The sequence below is a fragment of the Streptomyces sp. NPDC014734 genome (assembly GCF_043083325.1).
In the GTDB taxonomy this organism is placed as follows: domain Bacteria; phylum Actinomycetota; class Actinomycetes; order Streptomycetales; family Streptomycetaceae; genus Streptomyces.
The window spans coordinates 91,370-118,018 of record NZ_JBIBYN010000018.1; the positions used below are offsets into that span (position 1 = coordinate 91,370).

Annotated in this window: 26 protein-coding genes; 16 read left to right on the forward strand and 10 right to left on the reverse strand. The window is 71.7% G+C overall.

Annotated elements, in window-relative coordinates; translation table 11 throughout:
• From ACF1CT_RS25835 to ACF1CT_RS25845, 3 genes are all read left to right on the forward strand, one after another.
• Positions 1-1,074 (forward strand): LLM class flavin-dependent oxidoreductase, encoded by a 1,074-nt coding sequence (locus tag ACF1CT_RS25835; protein ID WP_391786336.1) that lies wholly within the window; start codon positions 1-3, stop codon positions 1,072-1,074.
• 228 nt (positions 1,075-1,302) lie between these two features.
• Positions 1,303-1,557, forward strand: coding sequence for a WhiB family transcriptional regulator (locus tag ACF1CT_RS25840; RefSeq protein WP_376248452.1), 255 nt, complete (start codon positions 1,303-1,305; stop codon positions 1,555-1,557).
• Positions 1,558-1,649: 92 nt separating this feature from the next.
• Positions 1,650-2,150: a tetratricopeptide repeat protein gene (locus ACF1CT_RS25845; protein ID WP_391786337.1), complete on the forward strand. Its 501-nt coding sequence runs from the start codon at positions 1,650-1,652 to the stop codon at positions 2,148-2,150.
• An 87-nt stretch (positions 2,151-2,237) separates the two neighbouring features.
• On the opposite strand, the gene ACF1CT_RS25850 is transcribed toward ACF1CT_RS25845, so the two are convergent.
• The 3 genes from ACF1CT_RS25850 to ACF1CT_RS25860 all read right to left on the reverse strand — a co-directional run bounded on the left by ACF1CT_RS25850 (position 2,238) and on the right by ACF1CT_RS25860 (position 4,713).
• Positions 2,238-3,212 carry an acyl-ACP desaturase gene (locus ACF1CT_RS25850; RefSeq protein ID WP_391786338.1) on the reverse strand — a complete coding sequence of 325 codons (975 nt, stop codon included), beginning with the start codon at positions 3,210-3,212 and terminating at the stop codon, positions 2,238-2,240.
• 446 nt (positions 3,213-3,658) lie between these two features.
• Entirely contained in the window at positions 3,659-3,850 is a 192-nt protein-coding gene (locus ACF1CT_RS25855; protein ID WP_391786339.1) for a hypothetical protein, read from the reverse strand.
• The gene (locus ACF1CT_RS25860) at positions 3,847-4,713 is read right to left on the reverse strand and encodes a helix-turn-helix domain-containing protein (RefSeq protein ID WP_391786340.1); all 867 of its coding nucleotides are present in this window, start codon (positions 4,711-4,713) and stop codon (positions 3,847-3,849) included. Before ACF1CT_RS25860 ends, ACF1CT_RS25855 begins: the two co-directional genes overlap by 4 nt.
• Positions 4,714-4,950: 237 nt before the next feature.
• On the opposite strand from ACF1CT_RS25860, the gene ACF1CT_RS25865 reads away from it, so the two are divergent.
• A complete protein-coding gene (locus ACF1CT_RS25865) occupies positions 4,951-5,355 on the forward strand; it encodes an ATP-binding protein (protein WP_391786341.1) in 405 nt (134 codons plus the stop codon).
• A 79-nt stretch (positions 5,356-5,434) separates the two neighbouring features.
• On the opposite strand, the gene ACF1CT_RS25870 is transcribed toward ACF1CT_RS25865, so the two are convergent.
• Positions 5,435-5,848: an SsgA family sporulation/cell division regulator gene (locus ACF1CT_RS25870; RefSeq protein WP_391786342.1), complete on the reverse strand. Its 414-nt coding sequence runs from the start codon at positions 5,846-5,848 to the stop codon at positions 5,435-5,437.
• A 728-nt stretch (positions 5,849-6,576) separates the two neighbouring features.
• Complete coding sequence (locus ACF1CT_RS25875) at positions 6,577-6,873, reverse strand: YciI family protein (RefSeq protein WP_391786343.1); 297 nt, start codon at positions 6,871-6,873, stop codon at positions 6,577-6,579.
• Between the two features lie 329 nt (positions 6,874-7,202).
• On the opposite strand from ACF1CT_RS25875, the gene ACF1CT_RS25880 reads away from it, so the two are divergent.
• From ACF1CT_RS25880 to ACF1CT_RS25910, 7 genes are all read left to right on the forward strand, one after another.
• Positions 7,203-7,556 carry a beta/gamma crystallin domain-containing protein gene (locus ACF1CT_RS25880; protein ID WP_391786424.1) on the forward strand — a complete coding sequence of 118 codons (354 nt, stop codon included), beginning with the start codon at positions 7,203-7,205 and terminating at the stop codon, positions 7,554-7,556.
• A 229-nt stretch (positions 7,557-7,785) separates the two neighbouring features.
• The gene (locus ACF1CT_RS25885; RefSeq protein ID WP_391786344.1) at positions 7,786-8,514 is read left to right on the forward strand and encodes an endonuclease V; all 729 of its coding nucleotides are present in this window, start codon (positions 7,786-7,788) and stop codon (positions 8,512-8,514) included.
• A gap of 49 nt (positions 8,515-8,563) precedes the next feature.
• Positions 8,564-8,707, forward strand: a complete 144-nt coding sequence (gene mmpA, locus ACF1CT_RS25890; protein ID WP_391786345.1) for a morphogenic membrane protein MmpA — start codon at positions 8,564-8,566, stop codon at positions 8,705-8,707.
• 249 nt (positions 8,708-8,956) lie between these two features.
• The gene (locus ACF1CT_RS25895) at positions 8,957-10,108 is read left to right on the forward strand and encodes a CaiB/BaiF CoA transferase family protein (protein ID WP_391786346.1); all 1,152 of its coding nucleotides are present in this window, start codon (positions 8,957-8,959) and stop codon (positions 10,106-10,108) included.
• Positions 10,109-10,187: 79 nt separating this feature from the next.
• Positions 10,188-11,330 (forward strand): acyl-CoA dehydrogenase family protein, encoded by a 1,143-nt coding sequence (locus ACF1CT_RS25900; protein ID WP_391786347.1) that lies wholly within the window; start codon positions 10,188-10,190, stop codon positions 11,328-11,330.
• Between the two features lie 34 nt (positions 11,331-11,364).
• Complete coding sequence (locus ACF1CT_RS25905; RefSeq protein WP_391786348.1) at positions 11,365-12,579, forward strand: acetyl-CoA C-acetyltransferase; 1,215 nt, start codon at positions 11,365-11,367, stop codon at positions 12,577-12,579.
• Positions 12,580-12,641: 62 nt separating this feature from the next.
• Positions 12,642-14,849 carry a 3-hydroxyacyl-CoA dehydrogenase NAD-binding domain-containing protein gene (locus ACF1CT_RS25910; RefSeq protein WP_391786349.1) on the forward strand — a complete coding sequence of 736 codons (2,208 nt, stop codon included), beginning with the start codon at positions 12,642-12,644 and terminating at the stop codon, positions 14,847-14,849.
• 28 nt (positions 14,850-14,877) lie between these two features.
• Here ACF1CT_RS25910 and ACF1CT_RS25915 read toward each other — a convergent pair whose 3' ends face one another.
• On the reverse strand, positions 14,878-15,612 hold the full coding sequence (locus ACF1CT_RS25915; protein ID WP_391786350.1) for a MerR family transcriptional regulator: 735 nt from the start codon (positions 15,610-15,612) through the stop codon (positions 14,878-14,880).
• A 219-nt stretch (positions 15,613-15,831) separates the two neighbouring features.
• On the opposite strand from ACF1CT_RS25915, the gene ACF1CT_RS25920 reads away from it, so the two are divergent.
• Positions 15,832-16,308, forward strand: coding sequence for a macro domain-containing protein (locus ACF1CT_RS25920; RefSeq protein ID WP_391786351.1), 477 nt, complete (start codon positions 15,832-15,834; stop codon positions 16,306-16,308).
• A 66-nt stretch (positions 16,309-16,374) separates the two neighbouring features.
• On the forward strand, positions 16,375-17,010 hold the full coding sequence (locus tag ACF1CT_RS25925; protein ID WP_391786352.1) for a TetR/AcrR family transcriptional regulator: 636 nt from the start codon (positions 16,375-16,377) through the stop codon (positions 17,008-17,010).
• A gap of 106 nt (positions 17,011-17,116) precedes the next feature.
• Here the strand turns inward: ACF1CT_RS25925 and ACF1CT_RS25930 are convergent, their stop codons facing one another.
• Together ACF1CT_RS25930 and ACF1CT_RS25935 are read right to left on the reverse strand one after the other, a co-directional pair.
• Positions 17,117-17,566, reverse strand: a complete 450-nt coding sequence (locus tag ACF1CT_RS25930) for a hypothetical protein (protein ID WP_391786353.1) — start codon at positions 17,564-17,566, stop codon at positions 17,117-17,119.
• 123 nt (positions 17,567-17,689) lie between these two features.
• Positions 17,690-18,592, reverse strand: coding sequence for an oxygenase MpaB family protein (locus ACF1CT_RS25935; protein ID WP_391786354.1), 903 nt, complete (start codon positions 18,590-18,592; stop codon positions 17,690-17,692).
• Positions 18,593-18,937: 345 nt separating this feature from the next.
• Between ACF1CT_RS25935 and ACF1CT_RS25940 the strand changes: the two genes are divergently transcribed.
• Positions 18,938-19,849, forward strand: coding sequence for an oxygenase MpaB family protein (locus ACF1CT_RS25940; protein WP_391786355.1), 912 nt, complete (start codon positions 18,938-18,940; stop codon positions 19,847-19,849).
• On the opposite strand, the gene ACF1CT_RS25945 is transcribed toward ACF1CT_RS25940, so the two are convergent.
• Together ACF1CT_RS25945 and ACF1CT_RS25950 are read right to left on the reverse strand one after the other, a co-directional pair.
• Positions 19,812-20,879, reverse strand: coding sequence for a LacI family DNA-binding transcriptional regulator (locus tag ACF1CT_RS25945; RefSeq protein WP_391786356.1), 1,068 nt, complete (start codon positions 20,877-20,879; stop codon positions 19,812-19,814). The two genes, ACF1CT_RS25940 and ACF1CT_RS25945, sit on opposite strands and share 38 nt — an antisense overlap.
• 221 nt (positions 20,880-21,100) lie before the next feature.
• Positions 21,101-22,585, reverse strand: a complete 1,485-nt coding sequence (locus ACF1CT_RS25950; RefSeq protein WP_391786357.1) for a M1 family metallopeptidase — start codon at positions 22,583-22,585, stop codon at positions 21,101-21,103.
• 210 nt (positions 22,586-22,795) lie between these two features.
• Here ACF1CT_RS25950 and ACF1CT_RS25955 point away from each other — a divergent pair, with 210 nt between their 5' ends.
• Both ACF1CT_RS25955 and ACF1CT_RS25960 read left to right on the forward strand, forming a co-directional pair.
• Positions 22,796-24,835 carry a Xaa-Pro dipeptidyl-peptidase gene (locus ACF1CT_RS25955; RefSeq protein ID WP_391786358.1) on the forward strand — a complete coding sequence of 680 codons (2,040 nt, stop codon included), beginning with the start codon at positions 22,796-22,798 and terminating at the stop codon, positions 24,833-24,835.
• Positions 24,836-24,979: 144 nt separating this feature from the next.
• Positions 24,980-26,617 carry an ABC-F family ATP-binding cassette domain-containing protein gene (locus tag ACF1CT_RS25960; protein ID WP_391786359.1) on the forward strand — a complete coding sequence of 546 codons (1,638 nt, stop codon included), beginning with the start codon at positions 24,980-24,982 and terminating at the stop codon, positions 26,615-26,617.
• Positions 26,618-26,649: the final 32 nt, after the last annotated feature.

Sequence of the window (26,649 nt, forward strand, 5' to 3'; positions counted from 1 at the left end):
ATGGCGACCGAAGTCCTCTGGTACATCATCCCGCGCGAAGGCGCCTACCCCTGGGAGCCCGGAGGACGACGACCGGTCGACCTCGGCTACCTCGCCCAGCTCGCGGGCACGGTCGAGCGCCTCGGCTACAGCGGCGCCCTGCTCGCCACCGATCTGTATGACGTCTGGCCGCTCGGCAGCGCACTCGCCGCCTCCACCGGCACCCGGTTCAAACCGCTGCTGGCCGTCCACCCCGGTCTGATCTCGCCCACCCTGCTCGCCAAGATGGCGCTCAGCTTCGACACCCTCTTCGGCGGCCGACTCCGTTTCAACGTGGTCAACGGCTCCACCGCGTCCCTCCGGGAGTACGGACTCCATGTGGAGCACGACGAACGGTACGCGCTGAGCGCCGAGTACTGGTCGATCGTGAAGCGGCTGACGGCCGGCGAGGTCTTCGACCACCGGGGCCGCTTCTACGACCTGAGGAACGCGGGCGCGTCGTTCGGGGAACTGAAGCCGGTGCAGGCACCGCACGTCCCGCTCTGGTTCGGCGGTTCCTCCGCACCCGGCATCGAGATGGCGGCCGAGCACGTGGACGTGTACCTGACGTGGGGCGAACCGCCGCACCTGCTCAAGGAGAAGCTGGCGACGGTAAGGGAACGAGCCGCCGCGCACGGGCGCACGCTGCGGATCGGACTCCGCCTCCACCTCATCGTCCGCGACACCGAGGACGAGGCGTGGGCGGCGGCCGACCGGCTCCTCGACGTCACCAGCCGGGCGACGTACTCCCGCCAACTCGGCGAACGCGCGGAGGAGGACGGTGTGGGCTGGCGGCGCCAGTTCCGCCAGCACGGCGGCAGGGTTCCCGCGCACGCCCGGGAACTGGAGGAACACCCCAACCTGTGGCCGGGGATGAGCCTCTTCCGTCCCGGACCCGGTACCGCCGTCGTCGGTTCGACGGCCCAGGTGATCGAGCGTCTCCAGGAGTTCGAGGACCTGGGCGTCGACACCTTCATCCTCTCCGGCAACCCGCTGCTGGAGGAGGCGTACCGGGTCGCGGAGACGGTGCTTCCGGCGCTCGGGGCGCGGAGCTGAGCCGGGGCCCGTCGCCCCGTGCGGAGGCCGGGGCGACGGGCGCGAATCGGCCACATCGCGCGATGCGTGTGTCACGTGCGCCGGTATGGTGAGCGGCGTATCGGCCCGCGCGGCCGGGGCGACCGCGCCGCGGCACGAGAGCGCCGGAGAATGAGCCGGAAGACGTCGGCGCGCCGCGTTGATGAAGCGTTGATCGGTCGTTTATCGCCACCGGGCACCGTGGGTCCCATGCTGATCAACACCGCGGCCGATCCCGCACTCGCCTGGCAGGAGACAGCGTTGTGCGCGCAGGCGGGACCCGAGTTCTTCTTTCCGGCCCCCGGCAGTTCCACCCGCGAGGCCAAGCAGCTCTGCAACGCCTGTGAGGGGCGCGTGGCATGCCTGGAGTACGCCCTCGCCAACGACGAACGCTTCGGCGTGTGGGGCGGGCTCTCGGAGAAGGAGCGGGAGCGGCTGCGCAGAGACGAACGCCGGCGGGCCTGACCGCGCCCCGCGTCGCCCGGGTACGGTCCGTCGGGGGACCGGACCGTACCCGGGCGCAGGGTTCGAGGCCGGTCATCTGCGAACATGTCCGCATGAACGACCAGGAACCAGATGCCCTGCTCGCGGCGGCCGTGCGGCTGCGCACCGAAGGGCGTCCCGAGGAGGCCCGGCAGCGGCTCCTCGCCCTCTCCGCGGCCCGTCCCGCCGACGCGGAGGTGGCCTACCAGACCGCGTGGACGCACGACGTGCTCGGCCTGGAGGCCGAGGCCGTGCCGTTCTACGAGCGCAGCCTGCGGGGCACCGGGCTCCGTGACGAGGACCGCCGGGGCGCGCTGCTCGGCCTGGGCAGCACCCATCGCGTGCTCGGGCAGTACGACAGGGCAGTCGAGGTGCTGAGCGGCGCCGTCGAGGAGTTCCCCGACGACGGGGCGCTGCGGACCTTCCTGGCCATGGCCCTCTTCAACACCGGCGAGCACCACGCGTCCGCGCGGCTGCTGCTGGAGCTGCTGGCCGCCACCAGCGAGGACCCGCACGTGCGGCGGTACCGGGCGGCCATCGCACACTACGCGCGAGATCTGGACGAGACGGTGTGACGCGGGCGCGCCGCGCCCTCCTGTCCGTCGCCCGGGGCGGGGCAGGAGGACGCGGGGCCGTCCGGTCTCCCGGCGGGCCGGGCGGGATCAGACCCCGGCCCGCGCGGCCATCCGCGCCTTCCGGGCGGCGAGCTTCTCGTCGAACTTCGACGCCTCGCTGTTCAGACCGCCCATGTACAGGCCGAGTTCCTCCTGGGCCCGCAGTCCGTCGGGGCCCAGACCGTCGATGTGGAGCACCTTGAGGTGGCGCAGCACCGGCTGGATCACGTCGTCGTGGTGGATACGCATGTTGTAGATCTCGCCGATCGCCATCTGCGCGGCGGCCCGCTCGAAGCCCGGCATCCCGTGACCGGGCATCCGGAAGTTGACGACGACGTCCCGCACGGCCTGCATCGTCAGGTCGGGGGCGAGCTCGAAGGCGGCACCGAGCAGGTTGCGGTAGAAGACCATGTGCAGGTTCTCGTCCGTCGCGATGCGCGCCAGCATCCGGTCGCAGACCGGGTCGCCGGACTGATGGCCGGTGTTGCGGTGCGAGACACGGGTGGCCAGCTCCTGGAAGGCGACGTACGCCACGGAGTGCAGCATCGAGTGGCGGTTGTCGGACTCGAAGCCCTCCGCCATGTGCGCCATCCGGAACTCCTCCAGCTTGTCGGGGTCGACCGCGCGCGAGGTGAGCAGGTAGTCGCGCATCACGATGCCGTGGCGGCCCTCCTCCGCGGTCCAGCGGTGCACCCAGGTGCCCCAGGCGCCGTCACGCCCGAAGAGCGAGGCGATCTCGTGGTGGTAGCTGGGAAGGTTGTCCTCCGTCAGCAGATTCACCACAAGGGCGATCTTGCCGATGTCGGTGACCTTGGACTGGTCGGCCTGCCAGGCCTCGCCGTCCTCGAAGACGCCGGGGAAGTTCCGTCCGTCGGAGAAGGGCACGTACTCGTGCGGCATCCAGTCCTTGGCGACCTTGAGATGACGGTTGAGTTCCTTCTCCACCACTTCTTCCAGGGCGTACAGCAGCTGAGCGTCGGTCCACGCCTGGGAACTGCCGAGGTGGGGAGCGGTGATCGTCACGGGGGACTCCTGGGGACGGGAGAGGTACCTACGAGACCGTAGGTTACGAGACCGTAGGTTAAAGCGGCGGTAAGCCCGTCGCCAACTCCGGCCCCCGCGGACCGCTCCCCGCCGGGCGTCGTCGGCCGCGCGGATCGCGGCGCAGGCGCCCGACGGCGCACGAGGCGAGACGGCCGGACGGCGCCGCCGGGGCGCCCTCAAGGGCGACGCCTCCGCCGTCGGTGCCCGAACCCGGGCCGATGCCGACGGCGTGGTCCGCGCCGGCCATCACGTCGGGGTCGTGCTCGACGGCGAGGGCGGTGCCGCCCCGACCGCGGTCCCGGACATCCCCTTTCCGGGATCGCCGGCTGTTCGGGCCGGGAGGGCCCCCGTCTGCGGACGCTCGGAGGTGTCGGCGTACTCGGAGTGAACGCGAACGGGGGCGACGGATCGGGTGGTCCGGACGGTCAGAGCAGATGGTCCGCCGCGCCGGACTTCACCGCGGAGATCAACGCCCGCAGCGCCTCCACGGAGTCGCTGACGTGGACGGAGGTGTCGGTGGTGGAGCCGATGTAGGCCCGGCCCAGGTCGTCGAGTCCGAAGCGGAAGCAGTTGGCGCCCTCGCTGCAGAAGGCGTCGTCCCAGTGGATGTCGGTCATGGTCTGTCCTCTCGGAGGTCACGGAGTAGGGATCGGATGAGGTCGCACGACTCGCGTTCCGGGAGTGCGAGTTCCCGAAGTTGCTCCAACAGCCCCTGATATCTGCGCAGTTGCATGTCGGAGTCGAGCAGTGCGGAGCCGTGCGCGGAATCGAGCTGCACGGTATCGAGCTGGGGCACCGCGGCGCCCGCGTACGTGAACGACTGTCCGGAGCCGGGGAAACCGTCGGCGGCGAACGGGACGACCCGGACGGTGATCCGGTCCCGCTCGGACTGGGCGACGATGTGGTCCAGCTGCTCCGCGGCCACCTCCGGGCCGCCGAACCGCATGCGCAGGGCCGCCTCGTGGATCACCGCCTCGTACCGCGGCGGCCTGTTCCCCCGCAGCACCTCCTGGCGGCGCATCCGCAGGGTCAGCCTGGCCCGCAGATCGGGTCCGGGCAGGCGCGGATTGGCCAGGTCGAAGACCGCCCGCGCGTGTGCCTCGGTCTGCAGCAGGCCCGGGATGTGTGTGGTGGTCGCGGTGATCAGCGCGACCGCGTGGTGTTCGAGTTCGGCGATGTCGAGCAGCCCCGGGGGCAGCAGCCCGCGCTGCTCCTCCCACCAGCCTCCGGTTCGTTCCCGGGCCATCGCGGCGAGCTGGTCGACCAGACCGGTGTCCGGGCAGCCGTAGTTGAAGGCGAGGGCGCGTACCCGCTCGGCGCTGATGCCGAAGCGTCCCGACTCGATGTTCGGGATGCGGGTGCGGTCGACGCCGAGCAGCGCGGCGGCCTGTTGGACCGACATCCCCGACTGCCGACGCAGCTTGCGCAGTTCCGCGCCGAGGCGTTGTTGGCGGGCGGTCGGGGTGCTTCTGGGGGGCACGAAAGGCGTCCTTCCGGGGAGGGGGTGAGCGAAATGACCGGAACCGGGCAAGTAGTAGCACTGTGCTCCATGCTGCGCTACGGTCGGTAGCGCAAGTCTCACACGGGGCGACTGTGCCGCTGTGTGATCGTCGCTACGATGACCGGAAATGTGAGCATCTTGATGAAGGGCGCACTGCGTTGCCTCCCGGCACCGGCACCGGCACCGGCACCGGCACCGGCCGGACCCCGACCGCCGATGGTGGACAACCTCAGTTACTCGTTCGCACTGCCGGGCGGCGCCTTCTGCGCCGGCCTCGCACGTGGGGCCGTGGGCGAACTCCTCGACCGCCACGGCCTCGCCGAACTCCGGGAGCCCGCCGTCCTCGCCGCCTCCGAACTCGTCGCTTCCGCCTATCGGTTCACCCCGGACCGGGAGATGCTGCTACGGGTGCACTGGCAGTTCGACGCGTTGCGCGTCGTCCTCTACGACCGGCATCCCTCCCACCGCTCGGCCGAGAAGTCCGAGAGATGCCGCGAACGCCGCAGCGAGAGCATGTGGCTGCTGGCGGCCGCCGTCGCCGCGCACGGTGGGGACTGGGGGCTGGCTCCGGCACTCACCCCGTCCGGTGGCTGCAAGGCGTGGGCATTACTCCACCGTTGAACCCGCCGCTCCACCACCGGCCACGTACCGGCCCGGTCCGCGCCGAGCGGGTCCGCACGGGCGCCGCGGACCGGGCCGGTCAGCCGTCGCCGAACAGATCGGCAAGGTTCCGGTCGAGGTCCAGGAACCGGTGCTCGTCGCCGACCGGCACGAGTTCCTGCGCGCGTTCGAGGAAGAGCCGCAGTTCCGCCGTGCGCACGTGGACCATGGCGACCCCCTCGAAGGCGTGGAACTCCAGCACCGTGCGGTCGTACCCGTACGGCCTGATGCGCACGTCCCCGACACCGGCGACCCCGTCCATCCCCGCCGCGAGCAGTTCCCGGGAGAACTCCCAGGACACATCGGTGCCCTCCAGCGTCGCCTTCGCGGGGAACGCCATGCGTACGGCGAACGGATCTCGGCGGTCGTACTGCAACGTGGCCGGAAGGGTCTCCATCCGCGGCGCGGACGCGACCATGCGGGCCTGCACGGACTGCTCTATGACGGTGGACAAGACCTGCTCCCTTTCTCGGCCAGATGAATGGTTCCGGTCACCGGGGAAGACGACGGAACCCCCTGACGCGTGCACAGCGCAGCGGCGTGAGTTCGGTCACCGCGCGCCACTCCACCGGGGGGCTACCCGTTCCGCGGCCGGGCACCCGGACGCGGCCGGGGCCCATCGGCCAAGTGCTGCCCTGGGGGCTCTGCGCGAGGGTGCCGAACAAGGTGGCCCGAGCCGCCGGGCGCTGCCCCGCGCGGGCATGCCGGAGGCCCGGGACGGCGAGGCGTCGTCCGCCGCCGGCCTCGCGGATGTCCGGCCGACGGCCGGAGGCGCCGCCACCGCGCCGGTGCTGCGCTCCGTGGACCGGCGACCGACCCGGAGCGCGGCCGAGTCGACGACCCCGCCGGCGCCCCGGCCCTCGCGGCCGTGACCGGTGACGGGGGCCGAAGCCGGCACCTCGGCCGCCCCGCCCGCCTCGGACACGGCCGAGCAGCGTTCGGGTGCCGCCCGGCCTCAGCGCAGCCGGTCGGGCGCCGGCGGTCGGCCCGACCGGAACGCGCCTCACCCGGGACGTCGCTCGCATCCGGCGCACGGCCGGCAGGGGGCGTAGACACCGTCGGCTGCGCCCCGGACGGCGGCTGCCGGGCGGCGGGCGGGAACGGCCGCGTGGCCCGGACGACGCCGCGGAACCCGCGGTGAACTCGCGGCCCGTCCGCACCGGCCGTTCGGCCCACGCCCCGCTACGGCAACTGCTGCCGGTACGGTGCGAGTTCCTCCGAGGTCTTCGTCGCGATGAACTCCGTGATCCGGTAGGCGCACACGCCCTCCACCGCGAACGGGTCCTCTGCCGTGATCCTCTCGATGCGGGCGCGGTCGTCGCCGACCGCGAGGATCACCCCGCCGTCGCGCGGGTTCTTGCGGCCCGACGCGATGAACACCCCGTCCGTGTACTGCCGGTCCAGCCACGCGACATGGGCCTGCAGGAGTGCGTCGACGCGTTCGACGGGGGCGGTATAGGTCAATTCCAGTACGAACATGATCGCCAGGCTACGGGACGGCCGCGACCGGCCCCGGTGCGTCCCGCCGTCCGCGGAGCGAGAGGGCCGCAGGCGAGCCGGTGGCGGCGTGTGAACGATCGAGGCCGGGCGTGCGGCGTATCGAATCGAATCCGCGTGTTCTTGTCTGCAATTGGAATTCATGGACGCGCCGAGTTCCGGTTCATATGGCCGGAGAGTCTCGTTCAGGTGATTTCCCTCCGGGACCCCCGGGTGCGGATGATGGGATCCGTAAGATGCTCGTTCAGTGCCGATGCGCCCGAGACGGCGAAGGGCATTCCGGTGCAGTATTTCGACTCTAGGGGAAAATGATGATCTCAAGGACGAGGAACATCGCGCGCTCCACGGCGGCGGCGCTTGCCATGGCCGTCGCGTTCACCATGGCCGGACCGGCCGGAACGGCTTCCGCCATCGACCACGTCACCTGCGATCCCGACGCGGGCTTCCTGAAGATCTGGTCGCACAACGGCAGCGGGCGCGACAGCGTGGACTGCTATGCGAACCGTGGGAAGACCGACTTCGGCGGGTGGTGGATCGACCAGATCTCGACGGGGAACAACGACGTGAAGTACTACGACGCCAATGGTGATGTGGTGAAGATTCCCAGGAACAGCAATATCAAGTACTCGAACGTTCCGAAGGTCACCGCCATCGAAATCCTGTAGGGAATCCGATCGGGGGCTTTTCGCCCCGAGGGGTGAGGATTCGGCGGGCCGTGGCAGGACGATGAGTTCGTACCGCCCGCCATGGACGCGACGGAGCTCCGGCCGGACTCGCGGCGACTTCCCCAAGTCGCCCCGAGCCGCCGGAGCTTCGGTGTGCCGTCGGGACGCCGCGGTCCGTTTCACGGCATGCCCACGGCCCCGCGGGACGGCTCATAGACTTGACGTCACTATGACAATCTTCCAGGCACCCACCGACGAGGCCGAGGCCCGAGCAGTGCAGGACGCCCTGCGCTCCCGGGTGGTGCGCGACGAACCGGGCCCGCCGCCGGGAACCGGGCGGGTGACCGGGGTCGACGTCGCCTACGACGACGAGCGGGACATCGTCGTGGCCGCGGCGGTGGTCCTCGACGGTGCCACGCTCGATGTGGTCGCCGAGGCCACGGCCGTCGGCAGGGTCACCTTCCCGTACGTTCCCGGGCTCCTGGCCTTCCGGGAGATCCCCACCGTGCTGGCGGCGCTGGAGTCGCTCCCGACGGACCCCGGGGTCGTGATCTGTGACGGTTACGGCCTGGCGCACCCGCGCCGTTTCGGCCTGGCCAGTCACCTCGGGGTGCTCACCGGACTCCCGGTGTTCGGTGTCGCCAAGAATCCGTTCGTCTTCACCTACGAGCAGCCGGGCCCCCGCCGCGGCGACCGGTCGCCGCTCCTCGACGGCCGGGAGGAGGTGGGCCTGGCCCTGCGCACCCAGGACGACGTCAAGCCCGTCTTCGTGTCGGCCGGACACCGGATCGGCCTGGACAACGCCTGTGCCCACACGCTGCTGCTCGCCCGCGACTTCCGCCAGCCGGAGACGACCCGCAGGGCCGACGCGCTGTGCCGACGGGTTCTGCGGGAGGCGACGGCCGGACCGGCGGGTGCGAAGCCCGCGAAGCAGGCGCCCCGTGGCCCCGCCGTTTGAGTACGCGTACGGATGTCGCTCGTCGATCATGGCGGGCAGGCTGGTACGCATGACCGAGCATCGAACGTCCACGCGACCGGGAACCGTCTACCTCGCCCAGCGCCGGGTCGCGGTGGGAATGACCCTCGGCCTGGTCGCGGGCGTGGTCTGGGCCGTCTCGATGATCTGCACGCTGGTGGCCTGGGCCCTCTGACCCGGCCCCGGGCATTCGGCCCGGCCCCGGCAACACACGTCCGGCCCTCCCTCCCACGGGACGGCCGGACTTTTCGGCATGCCGTCCGGGCGGGGCGCACGTGGCGGTGTGCGGCCCCGACGCGCCCGTGGGGGAGGATCCCGGGGGAAGGCCGAGCGCTCGCTCGGTCCAAAGGGTTGTGCGCGGCGCGGCTCATTCTTAGCATCATCGCTGTTACATCAGTTGTGTCATACCGTTGCTGGGGGCTCGATGACGACGACGGAGCACGGATCGCAGGGCCCGCTGGAGGGCGTGCGGGTGCTGGAGCTGGCGGGCATCGGCCCCGGGCCGTTCGCCGCGATGCTCCTGGCGGATCTCGGCGCCGACGTCGTCAGGGTCGACCGCCCGGGCGGCGCGGGGCTCGGCATCGACCCGGCGTACGACCTGACCAACCGCAACAAACGGTCCGTGGTCGTCGACCTCAAGGCCGAGGACGGACCCGGCACGGTCCTCGGCCTGGCCGAGCGCGCCGACATCCTGATCGAGGGCTACCGGCCGGGTGTCGCGGAACGCCTGGGGGTCGGCCCGGACGCCGCTCTGGCCCGCAACCCGCGCCTCGTCTACGGGCGGATGACCGGCTGGGGCCAGGACGGCCCGCTTGCCGAACGTGCCGGTCACGACATCGCCTACATCGCCCTCACCGGCACCCTCTCCATGATCGGCAGGCCCGGCGAGCCGCCCACCGTCCCGGCCAACCTGGTCGGCGACTACGCCGGCGGCTCGCTCTATCTCGTCGTCGGTGTCCTCGCCGCCCTCCAGCACGCCCGCCTGCCCGGTGGCCGGGGGCAGGTCGTGGACGCGGCGATCGTCGACGGCGCCGCCCACCTCGCGACGATGATCCACGCGATGCTCGCCGCGGGGGGCTGGCAGGATCGGCGCGGCTCCAACCTCCTGGACGGCGGTTGCCCGTTCTACGGAACGTACGAGACCGCCGATGGGCAGTACATGGCGGTGGGCCCGCTGGAGCAGCGGTTCTACGACGAGTTCGGCGCCCTCCTCGGTATCGGCGAAGAGGCCCCGGACCGGTGGGACACCACCCGCTGGGACGAGCTGCGCGCACGTGTGGCCGAACGGTTCCGCACCCGCACCCGCGCCGAGTGGACCGAGGTGTTCGAGGGCACCGACGCCTGTGTGGCGCCCGTCCTCTCCCTCCGCGAGGCCCCCGCCCACCCGCACCTCGCGGCCCGCGCCACCTTCGTCGAACACGGCGGACTCACCCAGCCGGCCCCCGCCCCCCGCTTCTCCGCCACCCCCGCCTCCGTCCGCGGCGGGCCGGCGCGGCCCGGCGCGGACACCGAGGCCGTCGCCGCCGACTGGGCCGTCCCCGGGCTCGCGCGGAACGGGGACGCGCGCCCGGAGTGACGGGCCCCGCCCGCACCCGTCGGAGCCGGACCGGCCCGACCGAACCCCACCGTCGACCACCGGCCCCAGGAGGCCCGCAGTGCAGCGGCAGATCTTCACCGAAGAACACGACGCGTTCCGCGCGACCGTCCGTACCTTCCTCGACAAGGAGGTGCTCCCGCACTACGAACAGTGGGAGCGGGACGGCATCGTCTCCCGCGAGGCCTGGCTGGCGGCCGGACGGCAGGGACTGCTCGGCCTCGCCGTGCCCGAGGAGTACGGGGGCGGCGGCACCACCGACTTCCGCTACAGCGCCGTCCTCGCCGAGGAGTTCACCCGGGCCGGTGCTCCCGGACTCGCGCTCGGGCTGCACAACGACATCATCGGCCCCTACCTCACCGGACTCGCCACCGACGAACAGAAACGGCGCTGGCTGCCCGGATTCTGCAGCGGCGAGACCATCACCGCCATCGCCATGACCGAACCCGGCGCGGGTTCCGACCTCCAGGCCATCCGCACCACCGCCGAGGACCGGGGCGACCACTGGCTGCTCAACGGCTCGAAGACGTTCATCTCCAACGGCATCCTCGCCGATCTGGTGGTCGTGGTCGCGAAGACCACCCCGGAGGGCGGGGCCAAGGGCCTCTCGCTGATCGTCGTCGAACGCGGCGCCGAGGGCTTCGAGCGGGGCCGCAACCTCGACAAGATCGGCCAGAAGTCCCAGGACACCGCCGAACTCTTCTTCCGCGACGTCCGCGTCCCGAAGGAGAACCTGCTCGGCGAACGGGACGGCGCCTTCATCCACCTGATGACCAATCTGGCGCAGGAGCGGATGGGCATAGCGGTCGCCGGAATCGCCGCCGCCGAACACCTGCTGGAGATCACCACGCGGTACGTCAAGGAACGCGAGGCGTTCGGACGGCCGCTCGCCAAGCTCCAGCACATCCGGTTCGAGATCGCCGAGATGGCCACCGAGTGCGCCGTCACCCGTACCTTCATCGACCGGTGCGTCGTCGACCACTGCGACGGGACGCTCGACGCGGTGCACGCCTCGATGGCCAAGTGGTGGGCCACCGAGCTCCAGAAGCGCGTCGCCGACCGCTGTCTGCAACTGCACGGCGGATACGGGTACATGGCGGAGTACCCGGTCGCGAGGGCGTTCACCGACGGCCGCATCCAGACCATCTACGGCGGCACGACCGAGATCATGAAGGAGATCATCGGCCGGTCGCTGCTCGCCTGATCCCCTCGATCCATCACCCCGAAAGGCTGCTGACTTGAGCACCGAAGCGTTCGTCTACGACGCGATCCGCACCCCGCGCGGCCGCGGCAAGGCCAGTGGGGCCCTGCACGGCACCAAGCCGATCGACCTCGTCGTCGGCCTCATCCACGAGATCCGCGGCCGTTTCCCCGGCCTGGACCCGGCGGCGATCGACGACATCGTCCTCGGTGTGGTCAGCCCGCTCGGCGACCAGGGCTCCGACATCGCCCGCATCGCCGCCATCGCGGCAGGCCTCCCCGACACCGTCGCGGGCGTCCAGGAGAACCGCTTCTGTGCCTCGGGCCTGGAGGCCGTCAACCTCGCCGCCGCCAAGGTCCGTTCCGGCTGGGAGGACCTCGTCCTCGCGGGCGGCGTCGAGTCGATGTCCCGTGTCGCCATGGGCTCCGACGGCGGCGCCTGGGCGATGGACCCGATGACCAGCTTCCAGACCGGCTTCGCGCCGCAGGGCATCGGGGCCGACCTCATCGCCACCATCGAGGGCTTCTCCCGCCGCGACGTCGACGAATTCGCCGCACTCTCGCAGGAACGCGCCGCCGAGGCGTGGAAGGACGGCCGTTTCGCCCGCTCGGTCGTCCCCGTCAAGGACCGCAACGGCCTCGTCGTCCTGGACCACGACGAGCACATGCGACCCGGTACCACCGCCGACACGCTCGCCGCGCTCAAGCCGTCCTTCGCCACCATCGGCGAGACGGGCGGCTTCGACGCCGTCGCACTGCAGAAGTACCACTGGGTCGAGAAGATCGACCACGTCCACCACGCGGGCAACTCCTCCGGCATCGTGGACGGTGCCGCGCTCGTCGCCATCGGCAACAAGGAGGTCGGTGAACGTCACGGACTCACGCCGCGCGCCCGGATCGTCTCCGCCGCCGTCTCCGGATCCGAGCCGACCATCATGCTGACCGGCCCCGCCCCCGCCACCCGCAAGGCACTCGCCAGGGCCGGGCTGACCATCGACGACATCGACCTCGTCGAGATCAACGAGGCGTTCGCCGGGGTCGTGCTCCGTTTCGCCAGGGACATGGGCCTCTCCCTCGACAGGATCAACGTCAACGGCGGCGCCATCGCGATGGGCCATCCGCTCGGCGCCACCGGCGCGATGATCCTCGGCACCCTCGTCGACGAACTGGAGCGCCGCGACCTCCGATACGGCCTCGTCACGCTCTGCGTCGGCGGCGGCATGGGCATCGCCACCGTCATCGAGCGTCTCTGACCATCCCCGGCCCCCTCCCACGGAGCCCCCTGCCGGCCCCTCTCTCACGGAGAAGAAAAGCAATGACCGAGAGCACGACCATTCGCTGGGAACAGGACGAGACCGGCGTCGTCACCCTCGTACTCGACGACCCGGACCAGTCGGCCAACACGATGAACCAGGCGTTCAAGGACTCCATCGCCGCTGTCGCCGACCGGGCCGAGGCCGAGAAGGACTCCATCCGCGGCATCGTCTACACCTCCGCGAAGAAGACCTTCTTCGCGGGCGGCGACCTCAAGGACATGATCAAGGTCGGCCCCGAGAACGCCCAGCAGGCGTTCGAGACCGGTACCGCCATCAAGAACTCGCTGCGCCGCATCGAGACCCTCGGCAAGCCGGTCGTCGCCGCCATCAACGGTGCGGCGCTCGGCGGCGGTTACGAGATCGCGCTCGCCTCCCACCACCGCGTCGCGCTCGACGCCCCCGGTTCCCGGATCGGCCTGCCCGAGGTCACGCTCGGCCTGCTGCCCGCGGGCGGCGGCGTCACCCGCACCGTGCGCCTCATGGGTATCACCGACGCGCTGCTGAAGGTCCTCCTCCAGGGCACCCAGTACACGCCCCGGCGCGCCCTGGAGAACGGTCTGGTGCACGAGGTGGCAGCGACCCGTGAGGAGATGCTCGACCGGGCCCGCGCCTTCATCGACGCCCACCCGGAGTCCTGGCAGCCCTGGGACGTCAAGGGGTACAGGATTCCCGGCGGGACTCCCGCGCACCCGAAGTTCGCCGCGAACCTCCCCGCGTTCCCGGCCAACCTGAAGAAGCAGCTCGCCGGCGCCCCGATGCCCGCGCCCCGCAACATCCTGGCCGCCGCCGTCGAGGGCGCGCAGGTCGACTTCGAGACCGCGCTGACCATCGAGGCCCGCTACTTCACCGAACTGGTCACCGGCCAGGTCGCGAAGAACATGATCCAGGCGTTCTTCTTCGACCTCCAGGCCGTCAACTCCGGCGCCGGCCGCCCCCGGGGCATCGAGAAACGCGAGGTCCGCAGGGTCGCCGTCCTCGGAGCCGGGATGATGGGTGCCGGCATCGCGTATTCCTGTGCCCGCGCAGGCATCGACGTCGTCCTCAAGGACGTCTCCGCCGAGGCCGCCGCCAGGGGCAAGGCGTACAGCGAGAAGCTCCTCGACAAGGCGCTGGCCCGGGGCCGCACCTCCGAGGCCCGGCGCGACGAGCTGCTGGCCCGCATCACCCCGACCGCCGACCCCGCCGACCTGGCCGGCTGCGACGCCGTCATCGAGGCGGTCTTCGAGGACACCGCGCTCAAGCACAAGGTGTTCCAGGAGATCCAGGACGTGGTGGCCCCGGACGCGCTGCTCTGCTCCAACACCTCCACCCTGCCCATCACCGTCCTCGGCGAGGGCGTCTCGCGCCCCGCGGACTTCATCGGCCTGCACTTCTTCTCACCGGTCGACAAGATGCCCCTGGTCGAGATCATCAAGGGCGAGCGGACCGGGGACGAGGCGCTGGCCCGCGCCTTCGACCTGGTGCGGCAGATCAGGAAGACCCCGATCGTCGTCAACGACTCCCGCGGCTTCTTCACCTCGCGCGTCATCGGACAGTTCATCAACGAGGGTGTCGCCATGGTCGGCGAGGGCGTCGAGCCCGCGTCGATCGAGCAGGCAGCGGCCCAGTCCGGCTACCTGGCCAAGGTGCTGTCCCTGATGGACGAACTGACCCTCACCCTGCCCCGCAAGATCCGCGACGAGACCAGGCGGGCCGTCGAGGAGGCCGGCGGCGTCTGGCCCGAGCACCCGGCGGACGCGGTCGTCGACCGGATGGTCGACGAGTTCGGCCGCACCGGCCGCAGCGGCGGAGCGGGCTTCTACGAGTACGACGGGGACGGCAGGCGCACCCGCCTGTGGCCGGGCCTGCGCGAGCACTTCGGCCGCACCGGGGACGGCACCGCGGGTGGGCGCGACACCGAACCGGACACCGGCATCCCCTTCGACGACATGAAGGAACGGATGCTGTTCTCCGAGGCGCTGGACAGTGTCCGCTGCCTGGAGGAGAACGTCCTCACCTCCGTCGCCGACGCCAACATCGGCTCCATCATGGGCATCGGCTTCCCACCGTGGACCGGTGGCGTGCTCCAGTACATCAACGGGTACGAGGGAGGCCTGCCCGGGTTCGTGGCCCGCGCCCGGGAACTCGCCGAACGCTACGGCGACCGGTTCCTGCCGCCCGCGCTGCTCGTGGAGAAGGCCGAACGGGGCGAGACCTTCCACGACTGAGAGCGGACACCCGGCGCCGGGGCCGCGTTCACTCCGCGGTGAACGCGGCCCGCAGCTCCTGCCGCAACGAGCGCTGGAACGCGGTCACCAGCGCCTGGAGCACCATCGGCTGCATATGGGCCGACAGCGACTTCATCGCCGCCACGTGCTCCGGGTCCGACTCCCGCTCCCGGTACGGGCCCCACACCTCGTCCCTGAACAGCCGGGTCAGCTCCTGCGCGGCGGACCGGGAGTGCTCCAGCAGCACCGTCCGGGCGGCCAGGATCGTCTCGTGCGCGATCGGCACACCGAGCAGCTCGACCCCGAGCCGCAGCAGCCCCGGGTCCACCCGGTAGCTGCCGTCGACCGGCTCCGCGCGCTCCAGCACCCCCATCGCCGCCAGCCGTTCGATGTCCTGGTCGGTGAGGGCCCGGCCCGCCCGCCGCTCCAGCTCCGCCCGGGTGGCGTCCTGTGCCGCGTCCGGTGCCCAGGACGCCACCAGCGCCCGGTGGATCGCCAGGTCCTGCGCGCTGAGATCCGGCGGCAGTTGTTCCAGGTAGCGTTCGATGGCCGCCAGCGTCATGCCCTGGTGCTGGAGCTCCTCGATGAGCGCGAGCCTGGACAGGTGCCCGGGCCCGTAGTGCCCGACCCGTCGGGGCCCGATCACCGGGGGCGGCAACAGGCCCCGGGTGCTGTAGAAACGGACGGTGCGCACGGTGACACCGGCGCGGGCCGCCAGCTCGTCCACGGTGAGCGTCGTCGGGTCCTCGGCCCCGGTCGCCATGTCTGCTCCTTGCGTTCCGGCCCAGCGGCACACCGCCGCGTCTGCACCCTCAGGCGCAACAGTATTGCTGTCTCACCACCGTTGTGAAAGTGCTCGGAGCATCCGGCGGCGCTCTGGCCGCAGTACGGATCCGCTCGGCTCCGCCGGTGGCGGCCGGAGACGACGACGGACACCGACGGGGCCGGGCCCGCTGTCAGTGGCTGCTCCTAGGCTGATGGCATGTCGGAGATCATGTATGTACAGGGGGACGCCACCGCCCCGCACGGCAAGGGCGTGAAGGTGATCGCCCACGTCTGCAACGACCTCGGCGGCTGGGGCAAGGGCTTCGTGCTGGCGCTCTCGCGCCGCTGGCCCGAACCGGAGGCGGCCTACCGCCGCTGGCACCGGGAGCGCGCGGGCAACGACTTCGCCCTGGGAGCGACGCAGTTGGTGCAGGTGAGCCCGTACATCTGGGTGGCGAACATGGTGGGCCAGCGCGGCATGCGCAGGGGCGGCAAGGGCGTACCGGTGCGCTACGAGGCGATCGACACGGCACTGGGGGCCGTGGCCGACCGGGCCGTCCACCTCGGCGCTTCCGTGCACATGCCGCGGATCGGCTGTGGACTGGCGGGCGGCACATGGGACCGGGTCGAGCCGTTGATAGAGCGGCGGCTGCTGAGCCGAGGCATAGCGGTGACGGTCTACGACTACGCGTAGTGCGCCCGCCGGGGATCACGGGGCAGCCCTTAGGGTGGGACGGAACCGGCGGGACGGGGAGGGCCGATGACGGCACGGGGCACGAACGAGACACTGCTGGCCCGGGCGCTCACCGAGGCTCCGACGCCGGACGCGCTGAACGAGCAGATCCTCGACGCCGCGCGCGACCAGTTCACGACCTTCGGCCTGCGCCGGTCGACCGTCGACGACGTCGCCAAACGCGCCAAGGTCTCGCGGGTCACCGTGTACCGGCGGATCGGCAACAAGGACAGTCTGGTCTCGGCCTGCCTGCTGCGCGAGTACCGGCGCTTCGTCGTGGAGGTGGACGACGCGGTGGCCGCGCTGCCCACGACCGAGGACCGGCTCGTCGAGGGTTTCACCGCGGTGCTCGGGCACATTCGTGAACACCCGCTCATCGGTGGTCTGCTGCGACTCGAACCCGAGACGATGCTCCCCTTTCTGACGTTGGAGAGCGGCCCCGCGCTCATGGCCATCCGTGAGTACCTGGCCGACCGGCTGCGCCACGCCAGGCGTGCGGAGGGCCGGCCGGTGAGCGATCCGACACCGGTCGCCGAGCTGATGGTGCGGATCACGGTCTCCTTCCTGCTCAACCCCGTCAGCTGTTTCGAGCTCGACGACGACGCGCAGCTGCGGGAGTTCGCACGCCGCTACCTGGTGCCGTTGCTCGCTGCGGGGGAATAGGCGGTTCCACCTCGGTCACCGGAGCCCGTCAGCCGTGTGGTGCTCCGTCCCCGGCCCCGGCGGGCGGGGAGGAACGGAGCGGACGTGCCCGGGCCCGGCTGCCGACTCACGGGGCGGGTGGGGCCGCGAGAAGCATCGGCCAGTCGTCGCCGAGGGCGTCGTCGAGCGTGCGGTCCGGAGCCGCCGTGAGCACCACGGTGGAGGAATCCGCCCGTGCGTACAGCTCCGGGTCCACCGTCGTCTCCGCGCGCAGGACCAGCGCCGCCTCCGGGTCGACCGCCGACCGGTCGGGGAAGGCCGTGGTGTCCACCCCGTTGCGCGCCAGCACGGCCGGGTACACGGCGATGTCGACGACCAGCCGGTCGTGATCGAGGGTGTGCTCGCCCCATCCGTCGGTCCGCGACAGGTAGAACACGCCGTCACCCTCGTAGCAGCAGTCGCCGAGCCGGGCGACGGCGCGTTCGCCCGGTGTGCCCTCGGGGTCGACGACGAGCGTCACGACGGGCACGTCCGGCTCGTCGGGATCGATGCCGGAACGTACATGGAGCCGGGCCACGGGCAACCTCCGGTGACATGGGTGCGGGGCAGCGGGGAGCGCGGCGGGACCCGGTGGTCACGACGTCCGGATCGTGCCCCCCGCCTCAGCGTGACAGACGTGCCCGTGCCCCCGGCGCCCGGGTCAGCGGGCGCGAGGCGAGAGACCGCCCTCCCGCTCGTCGGGCAGGGGCTCCAGCGGGCGGCCGCGGGCCCAGTGCGGGCCGAGGTCGTCGAGCCGCCAGCCGAAGGGGTACGAGCGGGGCTGCGGGCGCGAGGGCAGCCAGCGCGGCCGGGCGGGCAGCCGGCGTACGCATCGCGCGCGCAGCCGCAGAGCGCCCGCGGCCGACCGCCGGGCCCAGTGCGGCTGCGGCCGGAAACCGAGGGCCGCGAGCAGCGGCTCGTCCAGTACGGCGAGCGAGAACCGTGCCACGAACGGACGCAGCGGCCGCGGGTACCAGCTCGCCATGATCCGGAACGTGGCGTTCGCGACCCGTCGATTGGCCGGATCGTAGGCGAACATCCGGTCCTCGTACGCGTCGAGGAGCCGCGCGAACCCCTCGTACGTGTCGGGGGCACCCTCGATGCCCATCATCGCCGCCGTCTTCCGGCCGGCCTCCACGAGCGCCTGTACCTCCTGTGCGCACAGCGGACGCCAGCCGAACCGGTCGATCCAGCGCTTCGGGCCGACGACCGTGGTCGCGAGGACATAGAGGAAGTCCTCGTTCGGGATGCGGTACTTCCCGTGGATACGGTTGAGATGACGCGCCGCGGCCCGCCCCCGCTCCGAGTCGAAGCCGTCCGCCACCATCTCGTACCCGATGAGCACCGTGTCGTCGTACCGCTTCTGCCCCGAGCGCTCGAACTCCTGGGTGCGGTCGAGGAGTAAGGAGATCCGGGGGACACCGTAGTCGCGGAGGAACGCCACGCCCACGCCCTGCCGATAGTCCCAGGGGAACTCGTACTGCGAGATCAGCCGGAGGATCTCGGCGCAATCGCGTGCGGGATCCATCCGGCGGATCTCGTGCAGACGGCTGTACCGGCCCATGTGCGCCCTCCTGTCGTGTACCGGGTCTGTGCGGGCCCTGCCTCCTCGGACTTCTTCGCCGCCCCGTATCCCCCGCGCACACCGGATCTGATGGGGCGTCGAAGCGAAGGAGTCAAAGATACAAATACTATCGACTTGTTTCATCGACTGCGTCAACACCGTCGGCGGACGTGTGCCGGAAGACGGAGAGACGGAGAAGACGACGAGAACGCTGGGGGCGGTGGGGTGTGGGAGGCGCAGGGGCGTGGGTGGTGTTCCTGGGCGTCCGGTCGGAAGCGGTCGCATACTGGATCACGCAGGGGCGGACGCCGAGCGACGCGCCCCGCCGACCGCCGGGAGCACCGCATGAGCGTCGAGGACGTCGGGGGCGACACCCCCGCACCACCGCCCGGCGGTGTGCTCTGGAGCATCTCCGGCGACATCCGGGCCGTGCTGATGCTGCCCGCCGCCTTCACCCTCCAGGTGGCCCACCGGGCGGTCGGCGCGGGCGTCGACCAGCACTCCGTCTTCCGCACGGACCCGTGGGGGCGCGGCGAGAGGTCGCTGCGCTCGCTCCAGCTCTGGGTGTACGGGGGAGAGGAAGCGGTCCGGGAAGGACGCAGGCTCCGCGGGCTGCACCGCACCGTCCGGGGGACCGACAGCCGCGGACGCCCCTATCACGCGCTGACGGCCGCGAACTACGCCTGGGTGCACGCCACCGGCTTCCCCGTCTACCGGCACGCCGCCCGCTATCTGATCCGGCCCCTCACCGAGGCCCAGGAGCGGGCTCTGTACGGCGAATGGCTCCGGGTCGGCAGAGTGCTCGGCATCCGTGACCGGGACATGCCGCAGACGATCGAGGAATTCTGGCCGTACTTCCGCAGGGTGCTCGCCGAGGACATCGAGCGGAACGCCGTCGTCGAGGACCTGATCGCGACCGACCGCCCGGTACCCCCGCCGGACCGGGGGCCGCTGCCGCTGAGGCTGCTGCTGAGGGCGGCATGGCCGGTGCTGCTGCCGCCGCTGGCCCGGTTCCGGCGTTTCGTCACCATCGGTCTGATGCCGCCGGAGGCGCGGGAGGCGATCGGGCTGGAGTGGACCGACGCACAGGAACGCAGACTGCGGCGGCTGTGCGCGGTGGTGCGGCGTGTCGTGCCCGCGCTCCCCGAGCGGCTGCGCTACCTGCCGTACGCCCGCCGGGCGCGGGCCGCGCGTCGCGAGGCCGTCCGCGGCGCACCGGTCAGGCGGAGGCCCGGCGCACCAACGCGGTCGAGGTGATCACCGGCACCGTTCCGTCGGCCTCGCCGCCGGCCACCGGTTCCTCCGCGCCGTTCAGCGTCCGTATCAGCAGGCGTGCCATCAACCGGCCCATGCCCTCGACATCCTGGCGGACCGTCGTTAGCGGGGGATCGGTGGCCTCGGCGATCGACGCCATGTCGTCGAAGCCGATCACGGCCACGTCCTCGGGTACCCGCAGGCCCCGCTCGCGCAGCACTCGCAGTGCTCCCGAGGCCATCAGATCGTTCGCCGCGAACACGGCGTCCGGGCCCGGACGCCGGTCGAGCAGCCGTGCCATCGCCCGGACACCGCTCTCGACGGTGAAGTCGCCCGGCACGACAAGCCCCGGATCGGCGTCGGGCAGCACGTCGCGGTAGCCGGCGACCCGGTCCTGGGCCGAGGTCTGGTCGCGCGGGCCGGCGATGTGCGCGATCCGCCGTCGGCCGAGGGAGACGAGATGGCGGACGGCCTCGGCCGCGCCGCCCCGGTTGTCGCAGTCGACGTACGGCACGGCGGGTGCGGCGTCCGTGCCGGGGCGGGCAGGACGCCCGCCGTAGACCGTGGGGACCCGGAACCGGCGCAGGACGGCGGGCAGTCCGTCGCCCGTGTGCAGGGAGAAGACCAGCGCGCCGTCCACATGGCCGCCGGCCAGATAGCGGGCGACCCGGTCGAAGTCCCCGCTGCCCTCCACCAGCAGGAGCACCAACTGGGCGTCGTGCGCGTTCAGTTCCCTGCTGATGCCGCGGATCTGCCGGGAGAAGAACGGATCGGAGAAGATCCGGGACTCCGGCTCGTCGATGATCACGGCGATCGCGCCGTTGCGGCGGGTGACCAGGGTCCGCGCCGCGTGATTCGGCACGTAGCCGAGCTCGTCGACCGCCATGCGCACCTGCTCCACGAGCGTCCGCCGTACCCCCGCCCCGCCGTTCACCACGCGGGAGGCGGTCGCCCGGGACACCCCGGCGAGGGCGGCCACGGCCTCCAGCGTGGGGCGGGTGTCGCGGGGCGAATCGGGGGCCGGACCGGTCAAGTGACGCTCCTCGCGCGCGGGCAACGGACCGTGGACGGCCGGGCCGTCCGGACGGCGCCGACATCCTCGGGGCTGTCCCTCGGTCCGTGGCCGTCGTCGCGCGCCCGCCAGGGATTACGGGACAGCCCTCAGCGTAACCGGCGCGGTCGCGGCCCGGACGGGCACCGCCGCCCCACCGGGAGGAAAGGGGCGACGGTGCCCGGACCCGCCGTGCGGAACCGTCAGCGGTGGTCGTGGACCGTGTTCGTCGCCGCGATCTGCTTCCAGGACGCGGGCCGCTCGGGAGCGTGCAGCGAGCGGCCACCGGCCGCCGCCGGGGACGCGGGCCGTGTCGGTTGGTAGAGCCAGGTGTCGAAGAAGCCCGCCAGCGGCTTGCCGGAGACCCGTTCGGCGTACGCCACGAAGTCGCCCACGCTCGCGTTCCCGTACGCGTGCTCGGCAGGCCAGCCCTTCAGCAGCTCGAAGAAGGTGTCGTCGCCGACCTCGTTGCGCAGCGCCTGGAGGGCCAGGGCCCCGCGGTCGTAGACGGCGCCTGCGAACTGGTCGTCCGGACCCGGGTCGCCCGGCTTCACCGTCCAGAAGGGGTCGTCCGCCGGGTGCAGGGCGTAGGTGTAGTCCGCCAGCTCCTGCGCCGTTCCCTCGCCCTCCTTCTCCGACCACAGCCACTGGCTGTACCGGGCGAAGCCCTCGTTGATCCAGATGTCCTTCCAGCCCTTGACGGAGACACTGTCGCCGTACCACTGATGGGCCAGCTCATGGACGACGACCGACACGTTCGCACCGTTCGCGAACTGCTTCGGGCTGTAGAACGGCCGGGTCTGCGTCTCCAGCGCGAACCCGCTCGTCACATTGGGGGCGTACCCGCCGAGCGCGTCGAACGGGTACGGGCCGAAGACCTCCGTCAGCCACTCGGCGACCTCGGTGGTCCGCTCGATGCTGGCGCGCGCCGCGCCGCCGTTGGCGCCGAGATCCCTGCTGTACGCGTTGACGACCGGCAGCCCGTCCGCCGTGGTGTCCTTGGTGATGTCGAATCTGCCGATCGCCAGCGTCGTCAGGTACGTCGCCTGCGGCTTGCTGGAGCGCCAGTCGAAGCGGGTCCAGCCGAGCTTCGAACTCTGCGACTGGAGCGTGCCGTTGCTGATCGCCTGGGTGCCGTCCGGCACCGACACCGAGATGTCGTACGTCGCCTTGTCCAGCGGGTGGTCGTTGCTCGGGTACCACCACGCGGCCGACTCCGGTTCCTGCGCGGCCACCGCGCCGTCCGGGGTACGCACCCAGGAGGTCCAGCCGTTGATCTTCACCTCGGACGGCTTGTCGGCGTACCGCACCACCACCGAGAGCGCCTTCCCCTTCGGCAGCGTCGCCGACGGGGTGACCTCCAGCTCCTGCTCGCCGCTCCTGGCGAAGGCTGCCTTCTTCCCGTTCACCCGCACCTCGGAGACGTCCAGCCCGAAGTCGAGGTTGAAGCGGGAGAGCGCCTGCGTGGTCGTGGCGAGGATGGTCGCCGTGCCCTCCAGCAGGTCCGTCGCGGGCTGGTACTTCAGCCGCAGGTCGTAGTGGGAGACGTCGTAGCCGCCGTTGCCGCTGGCCGGGTAGTAGGGGTCGCCGATGCCCGGGGCGCCCACGGTGCCCTCGGCGGCCGAGGCCGGGATCGTCAGCAGCAGGGAGGCCGCGAGAACGCCGGGGACGAGGTATCTGCGGTGCACGAATGCTCCAAGTCGTCGGTTCGGATGAACTTCTGAGCAGTTGTCACGACCCTATTGAGGGGCCGGTGCACCAGTCATGTCCACGGTCACAGCTGTCACACGATCGCCATTCGGCCGACACGCCGCACCATCGTCACGTGGGCACGCCGCGCCACACACCTCGGTGACGGCCCTCTGTCGTCCGGGAGTTCACCGGGGTACCTTCCGCCCATGCCGATTCGTGCGCGGGGCACCCGCTTGACGTACCGATCGCTGATGGTGGCGGCTGTCGCCACCCTGATGGCCGTCCTGCTCCCGTCGACGGGCGCCCAGGGCGCGAGCCCCGCGGCGGCCGGTGTCCGGGAGGCCGTTCACCTGGTGAACGGGCCGGCCGGGGGCCGGACCGGGGAGAGCGGACCCGTCTTCTCGTACGAGAACGCCGTCCGTGAATCGGTCTGGGTCGACATCGGACTGGACGGCGACGGGAACGGGCGCGACGACCGGGTCGCCGTCGACATCGTCCGGCCCCGCGAACCCGCCCGGCAGAGGCGGAAGATCCCCGTGATCATGGACGCCAGTCCGTACTACTCCTGCTGCGGCCGGGGCAACGAGAGCCAGCTCAAGACCTACGACGCCGACGGCCGGCCCGTGCAGTTCCCGCTGTACTACGACAACTACTTCGTGCCGCGCGGCTACGCCTTCGTCGCCGTCGATCTGGCCGGTACCAATCGCTCCGACGGCTGCGTCGACGTGGGCGGACGTTCCGACGTCCGCTCCGCCAAGGCCGTCGTCGACTGGCTGAACGGCCGCGCCCGCGGCTACACCACCCGCACCGGAGACGAACGCGCCACGGCCGGCTGGACCGACGGCCGCACCGGAATGATCGGCAAGAGCTACGACGGCACCATCGCCAACGCCGTCGCCGCGACCGGGGTGGACGGACTGCGGACCATCGTCCCGATCGGCGCCATCTCCTCCTGGTACGACTACTACTTCGCCCAGGGCGCGCCCCTCTACGACGGCGGACCGGACGGGCTCGCCGACGGTGTGGAGAGCCCGGAGGCGCACGGGCGCTGCGCCGCCGTCCAGCGGCGCCTCGTCGACGGAGCGCCCCGCACCGGCGACTGGACCGGGCTGTGGACCGAACGCGACTACGTCAAGGACGCCCGGAAGGTCCGGGCCAGTGTCCTCGCGGTGCACGGAATGCAGGACCTCAACGTCCGAACCAAGCACCTCGGCCAGTGGTGGGACGCGCTCGCCGCCCGGGGCGTGGAGCGCAAGATCTGGCTCTCGCAGACCGGACACGTCGACCCGTTCGACTACCGGCGCGCCGAGTGGGTCGACACCTTGCACCGCTGGTTCGACCACTACCTCCTCGGCTACGACAACGGCATCGAACGCGAGCCGATGGCCGACATCGAACGCCACCCCGGCCAGTGGTCCACCGACCGGGTCTGGCCGCCGCGCACCACGGGCACCGTCACCGTGCGCCCCGGCACCGGCGACGCGCCCGGCGTCGGCACCCTGGGACTGCGGCCCGCCCGCCCCGGCGCCACCGAGACCTTCACCGACGACCCGACGCAGGGCGAGCTTCGATGGGCCGCCGACCTGGACCGCACCACCGCCGCCAAGGCGGGGTTCCGCACCGCACCGCTCACCCGGGACCTGCGGCTGTCCGGATCGTCCTCGGTGACCGTCACCGCCACCCCGACCACCTCGACCGCCCACCTCTCCGCCGTCCTCGTGGACATCGGACCCGACACCATCCGTGACTACGGAGGGGCGGGGGAGGGCATCAGCACCCTCACCGGCCGCTCCTGCTGGGGCGCGAGCACCACCGGCGACAGCTCCTGCTTCAAGGAGACCCGGGCCGACACCACCACCGTCGATCGCACCGTTCTCAGCCGCGGCTGGGCCGATCTCGGCACCCACGCCTCCGCCGGACACGGCGGACCGCTGACCCCGGGCCGGGCCCACACGATCACCATCCGCCTCGCGGCCACCGACCACGTCGTCCCCGCCGGACACCGCCTCGCCCTGATCGTCGCCGGAACCGACCGGGACCTCATCGAGCCGCCGGACTCCGCCCCCGCGCTCACCCTCGACCTGGCCCGCACGTCCGCGAAGCTGCCCCTCGTCGGCGGTACCGGGGCGTTCGTACGCGCCACCGCGGGTTCCGCGCCGTTGGCGGCCGGCCCCCGCGAAGCCCGGACCGAAGGCGTGACACCGCCGCGTCCCGCGCCGCACGTCCCGGCAGGAAGCCGCTCATGAGGACCCGCGCACCGGCCGCACAACGCCCCTTGTGCCGGAGACCGGCCCTCGTCGCCGGGGCCGCCGACGGGGGCGGGACCGTCCGTTCCCGGGAAGGCGGGGAGGCGGAGCCGGGGCGGCGCAGCCCGTAGGATCGGCACCCTGATGACTGCCACTCTCGTCGCCAAGGACCTCGCCGCCGGACACGGCGACCGCACGCTCTTCGCCGGGCTCGACCTCGTCGTCGCGCCCGGTGACGTGATCGGTCTCGTCGGAGTCAACGGCGCCGGAAAATCGACCCTGCTCCGGCTGCTCGCCGGACTCGACCGCCCGGAGGAGGGGGAGCTGAGGCTCTCCCCGCCCACCGCCACCGTCGGCCACCTCCCGCAGGAACCGGAACGGCGCCCCGGGGAGACCGTGCGGGAGTTCCTGGCCCGCCGCACCGGCGTCGCCGATGCCCAGAGGGCCATGGACGCCGCGACCCAGGCCCTCGTCGACGGGGCGCCCGGGGCGGACGACGCCTATGCGGAGACCCTGGAACGCTGGCTGGCGCTCGGCGGCGCCGACCTCGACGAGCGAGCCGAGGAGGTCGCCGCGGACCTCGGACTCACCGTCGGCCAGGACCTGCCGATGACCGCGCTCTCCGGCGGACAGGCGGCCCGCGCGGGTCTGGCCTCGCTGCTGCTCTCCCGCTACGACGTCTTTCTGCTCGACGAACCCACCAATGACCTCGACCTCGACGGACTGGAGCGGCTGGAACGCTTCGTCTCCGGGCTGCGCGCGGGCACGGTCGTCATCAGCCATGACCGCGAATTCCTGATGCGCACGGTCACCAAGGTCCTCGAACTGGACCTGGCCCAGCAGCGGATCAATCTGTACGGCGGCGGCTACGCCGCCTACCTGGAGGAGCGCGAGACGGCCCGTCGGCACGCCCGCGAGGAGTACGAGGAGTACGCGGACAAGCGTTCCGCCCTGGAGGGCCGCGCCCAGATGCAGCGCTCCTGGATGGACAAGGGCGTGAAGAACGCCCGCCGCAAGGCCACCGACAACGACAAGATCGGCCGCAAGTTCCGCAGTGAGTCGAGCGAGAAGCAGGCGGCCAAGGCCCGTCAGACCCAGCGCATGATCGAACGGCTCGACGCCGTCGAGGAGCCGCGCAAGGAATGGGAGCTGCGGATGGAGATCGCCGCCGCGCCCCGCTCCGGCTCGGTCGTGGCGACCCTGCGCGAGGCACGCGTGGCCCGTGGCGATTTCGCCCTCGGTCCGGTGTCGCTCCAGATCGACTGGGCGGACCGGGTCGCGATCACCGGCGCCAACGGGGCCGGCAAGTCGACCCTGCTCGCCGCGCTCCTGGGACGTCTTCCGCTGGACGCCGGGCACGCCTCGCTCGGTTCGGGCGTGGTGGTCGGGGAGGTCGACCAGGCGCGCAAGCTGTTCCACGGAACCGAGTCGCTGCTGGAGGCGTTCTGCGCGGCCGTCCCCGACACCGAACCGGCAGAGGTCCGCACCCTGCTCGCCAAATTCGGCCTGCGCGCGGACCACGTGCTGCGTCCCGCGACGACGCTCTCCCCGGGCGAACGCACCAGGGCCGCCCTCGCCCTCCTCCAGGGCCGGGGCGTCAACCTCCTGGTCCTCGACGAGCCGACGAACCACCTCGACCTGCCCGCGATCGAACAGCTCGAAGCGGCACTGGCGTCGTACCCGGGAACGCTGCTGCTGGTCACGCACGACCGGCGGATGCTGGAGGCGGTGCGCACGACCCGGCGCATCGTGGTGGCGGACGGCGGCGTGAAGGAACTCTGACCCACCGGCCCGGCAGGGCGCGGGGCGGGGCG

Coding starts and splice junctions, on each gene's coding strand:
- ACF1CT_RS25845 (WP_391786337.1), top strand. CDS start 1,650: ATGAACGACCAGGAACCAGATGCCCTGCTCGCGGCGGCCGTGCGGCTG.
- ACF1CT_RS25835 (WP_391786336.1), top strand. CDS start 1: ATGGCGACCGAAGTCCTCTGGTACATCATCCCGCGCGAAGGCGCCTAC.
- ACF1CT_RS25885 (WP_391786344.1), top strand. CDS start 7,786: ATGACAATCTTCCAGGCACCCACCGACGAGGCCGAGGCCCGAGCAGTG.
- ACF1CT_RS25910 (WP_391786349.1), top strand. CDS start 12,642: ATGACCGAGAGCACGACCATTCGCTGGGAACAGGACGAGACCGGCGTC.
- ACF1CT_RS25915 (WP_391786350.1), bottom strand. CDS start 15,612: ATGGCGACCGGGGCCGAGGACCCGACGACGCTCACCGTGGACGAGCTG.
- ACF1CT_RS25955 (WP_391786358.1), top strand. CDS start 22,796: ATGCCGATTCGTGCGCGGGGCACCCGCTTGACGTACCGATCGCTGATG.
- ACF1CT_RS25935 (WP_391786354.1), bottom strand. CDS start 18,592: ATGGGCCGGTACAGCCGTCTGCACGAGATCCGCCGGATGGATCCCGCA.
- ACF1CT_RS25960 (WP_391786359.1), top strand. CDS start 24,980: ATGACTGCCACTCTCGTCGCCAAGGACCTCGCCGCCGGACACGGCGAC.
- ACF1CT_RS25875 (WP_391786343.1), bottom strand. CDS start 6,873: ATGTTCGTACTGGAATTGACCTATACCGCCCCCGTCGAACGCGTCGAC.
- ACF1CT_RS25880 (WP_391786424.1), top strand. CDS start 7,203: ATGATCTCAAGGACGAGGAACATCGCGCGCTCCACGGCGGCGGCGCTT.
- ACF1CT_RS25940 (WP_391786355.1), top strand. CDS start 18,938: ATGAGCGTCGAGGACGTCGGGGGCGACACCCCCGCACCACCGCCCGGC.
- ACF1CT_RS25920 (WP_391786351.1), top strand. CDS start 15,832: ATGTCGGAGATCATGTATGTACAGGGGGACGCCACCGCCCCGCACGGC.
- ACF1CT_RS25855 (WP_391786339.1), bottom strand. CDS start 3,850: ATGACCGACATCCACTGGGACGACGCCTTCTGCAGCGAGGGCGCCAAC.
- ACF1CT_RS25925 (WP_391786352.1), top strand. CDS start 16,375: ATGACGGCACGGGGCACGAACGAGACACTGCTGGCCCGGGCGCTCACC.
- ACF1CT_RS25895 (WP_391786346.1), top strand. CDS start 8,957: ATGACGACGACGGAGCACGGATCGCAGGGCCCGCTGGAGGGCGTGCGG.
- mmpA (WP_391786345.1), top strand. CDS start 8,564: ATGACCGAGCATCGAACGTCCACGCGACCGGGAACCGTCTACCTCGCC.
- ACF1CT_RS25840 (WP_376248452.1), top strand. CDS start 1,303: ATGCTGATCAACACCGCGGCCGATCCCGCACTCGCCTGGCAGGAGACA.
- ACF1CT_RS25865 (WP_391786341.1), top strand. CDS start 4,951: ATGGTGGACAACCTCAGTTACTCGTTCGCACTGCCGGGCGGCGCCTTC.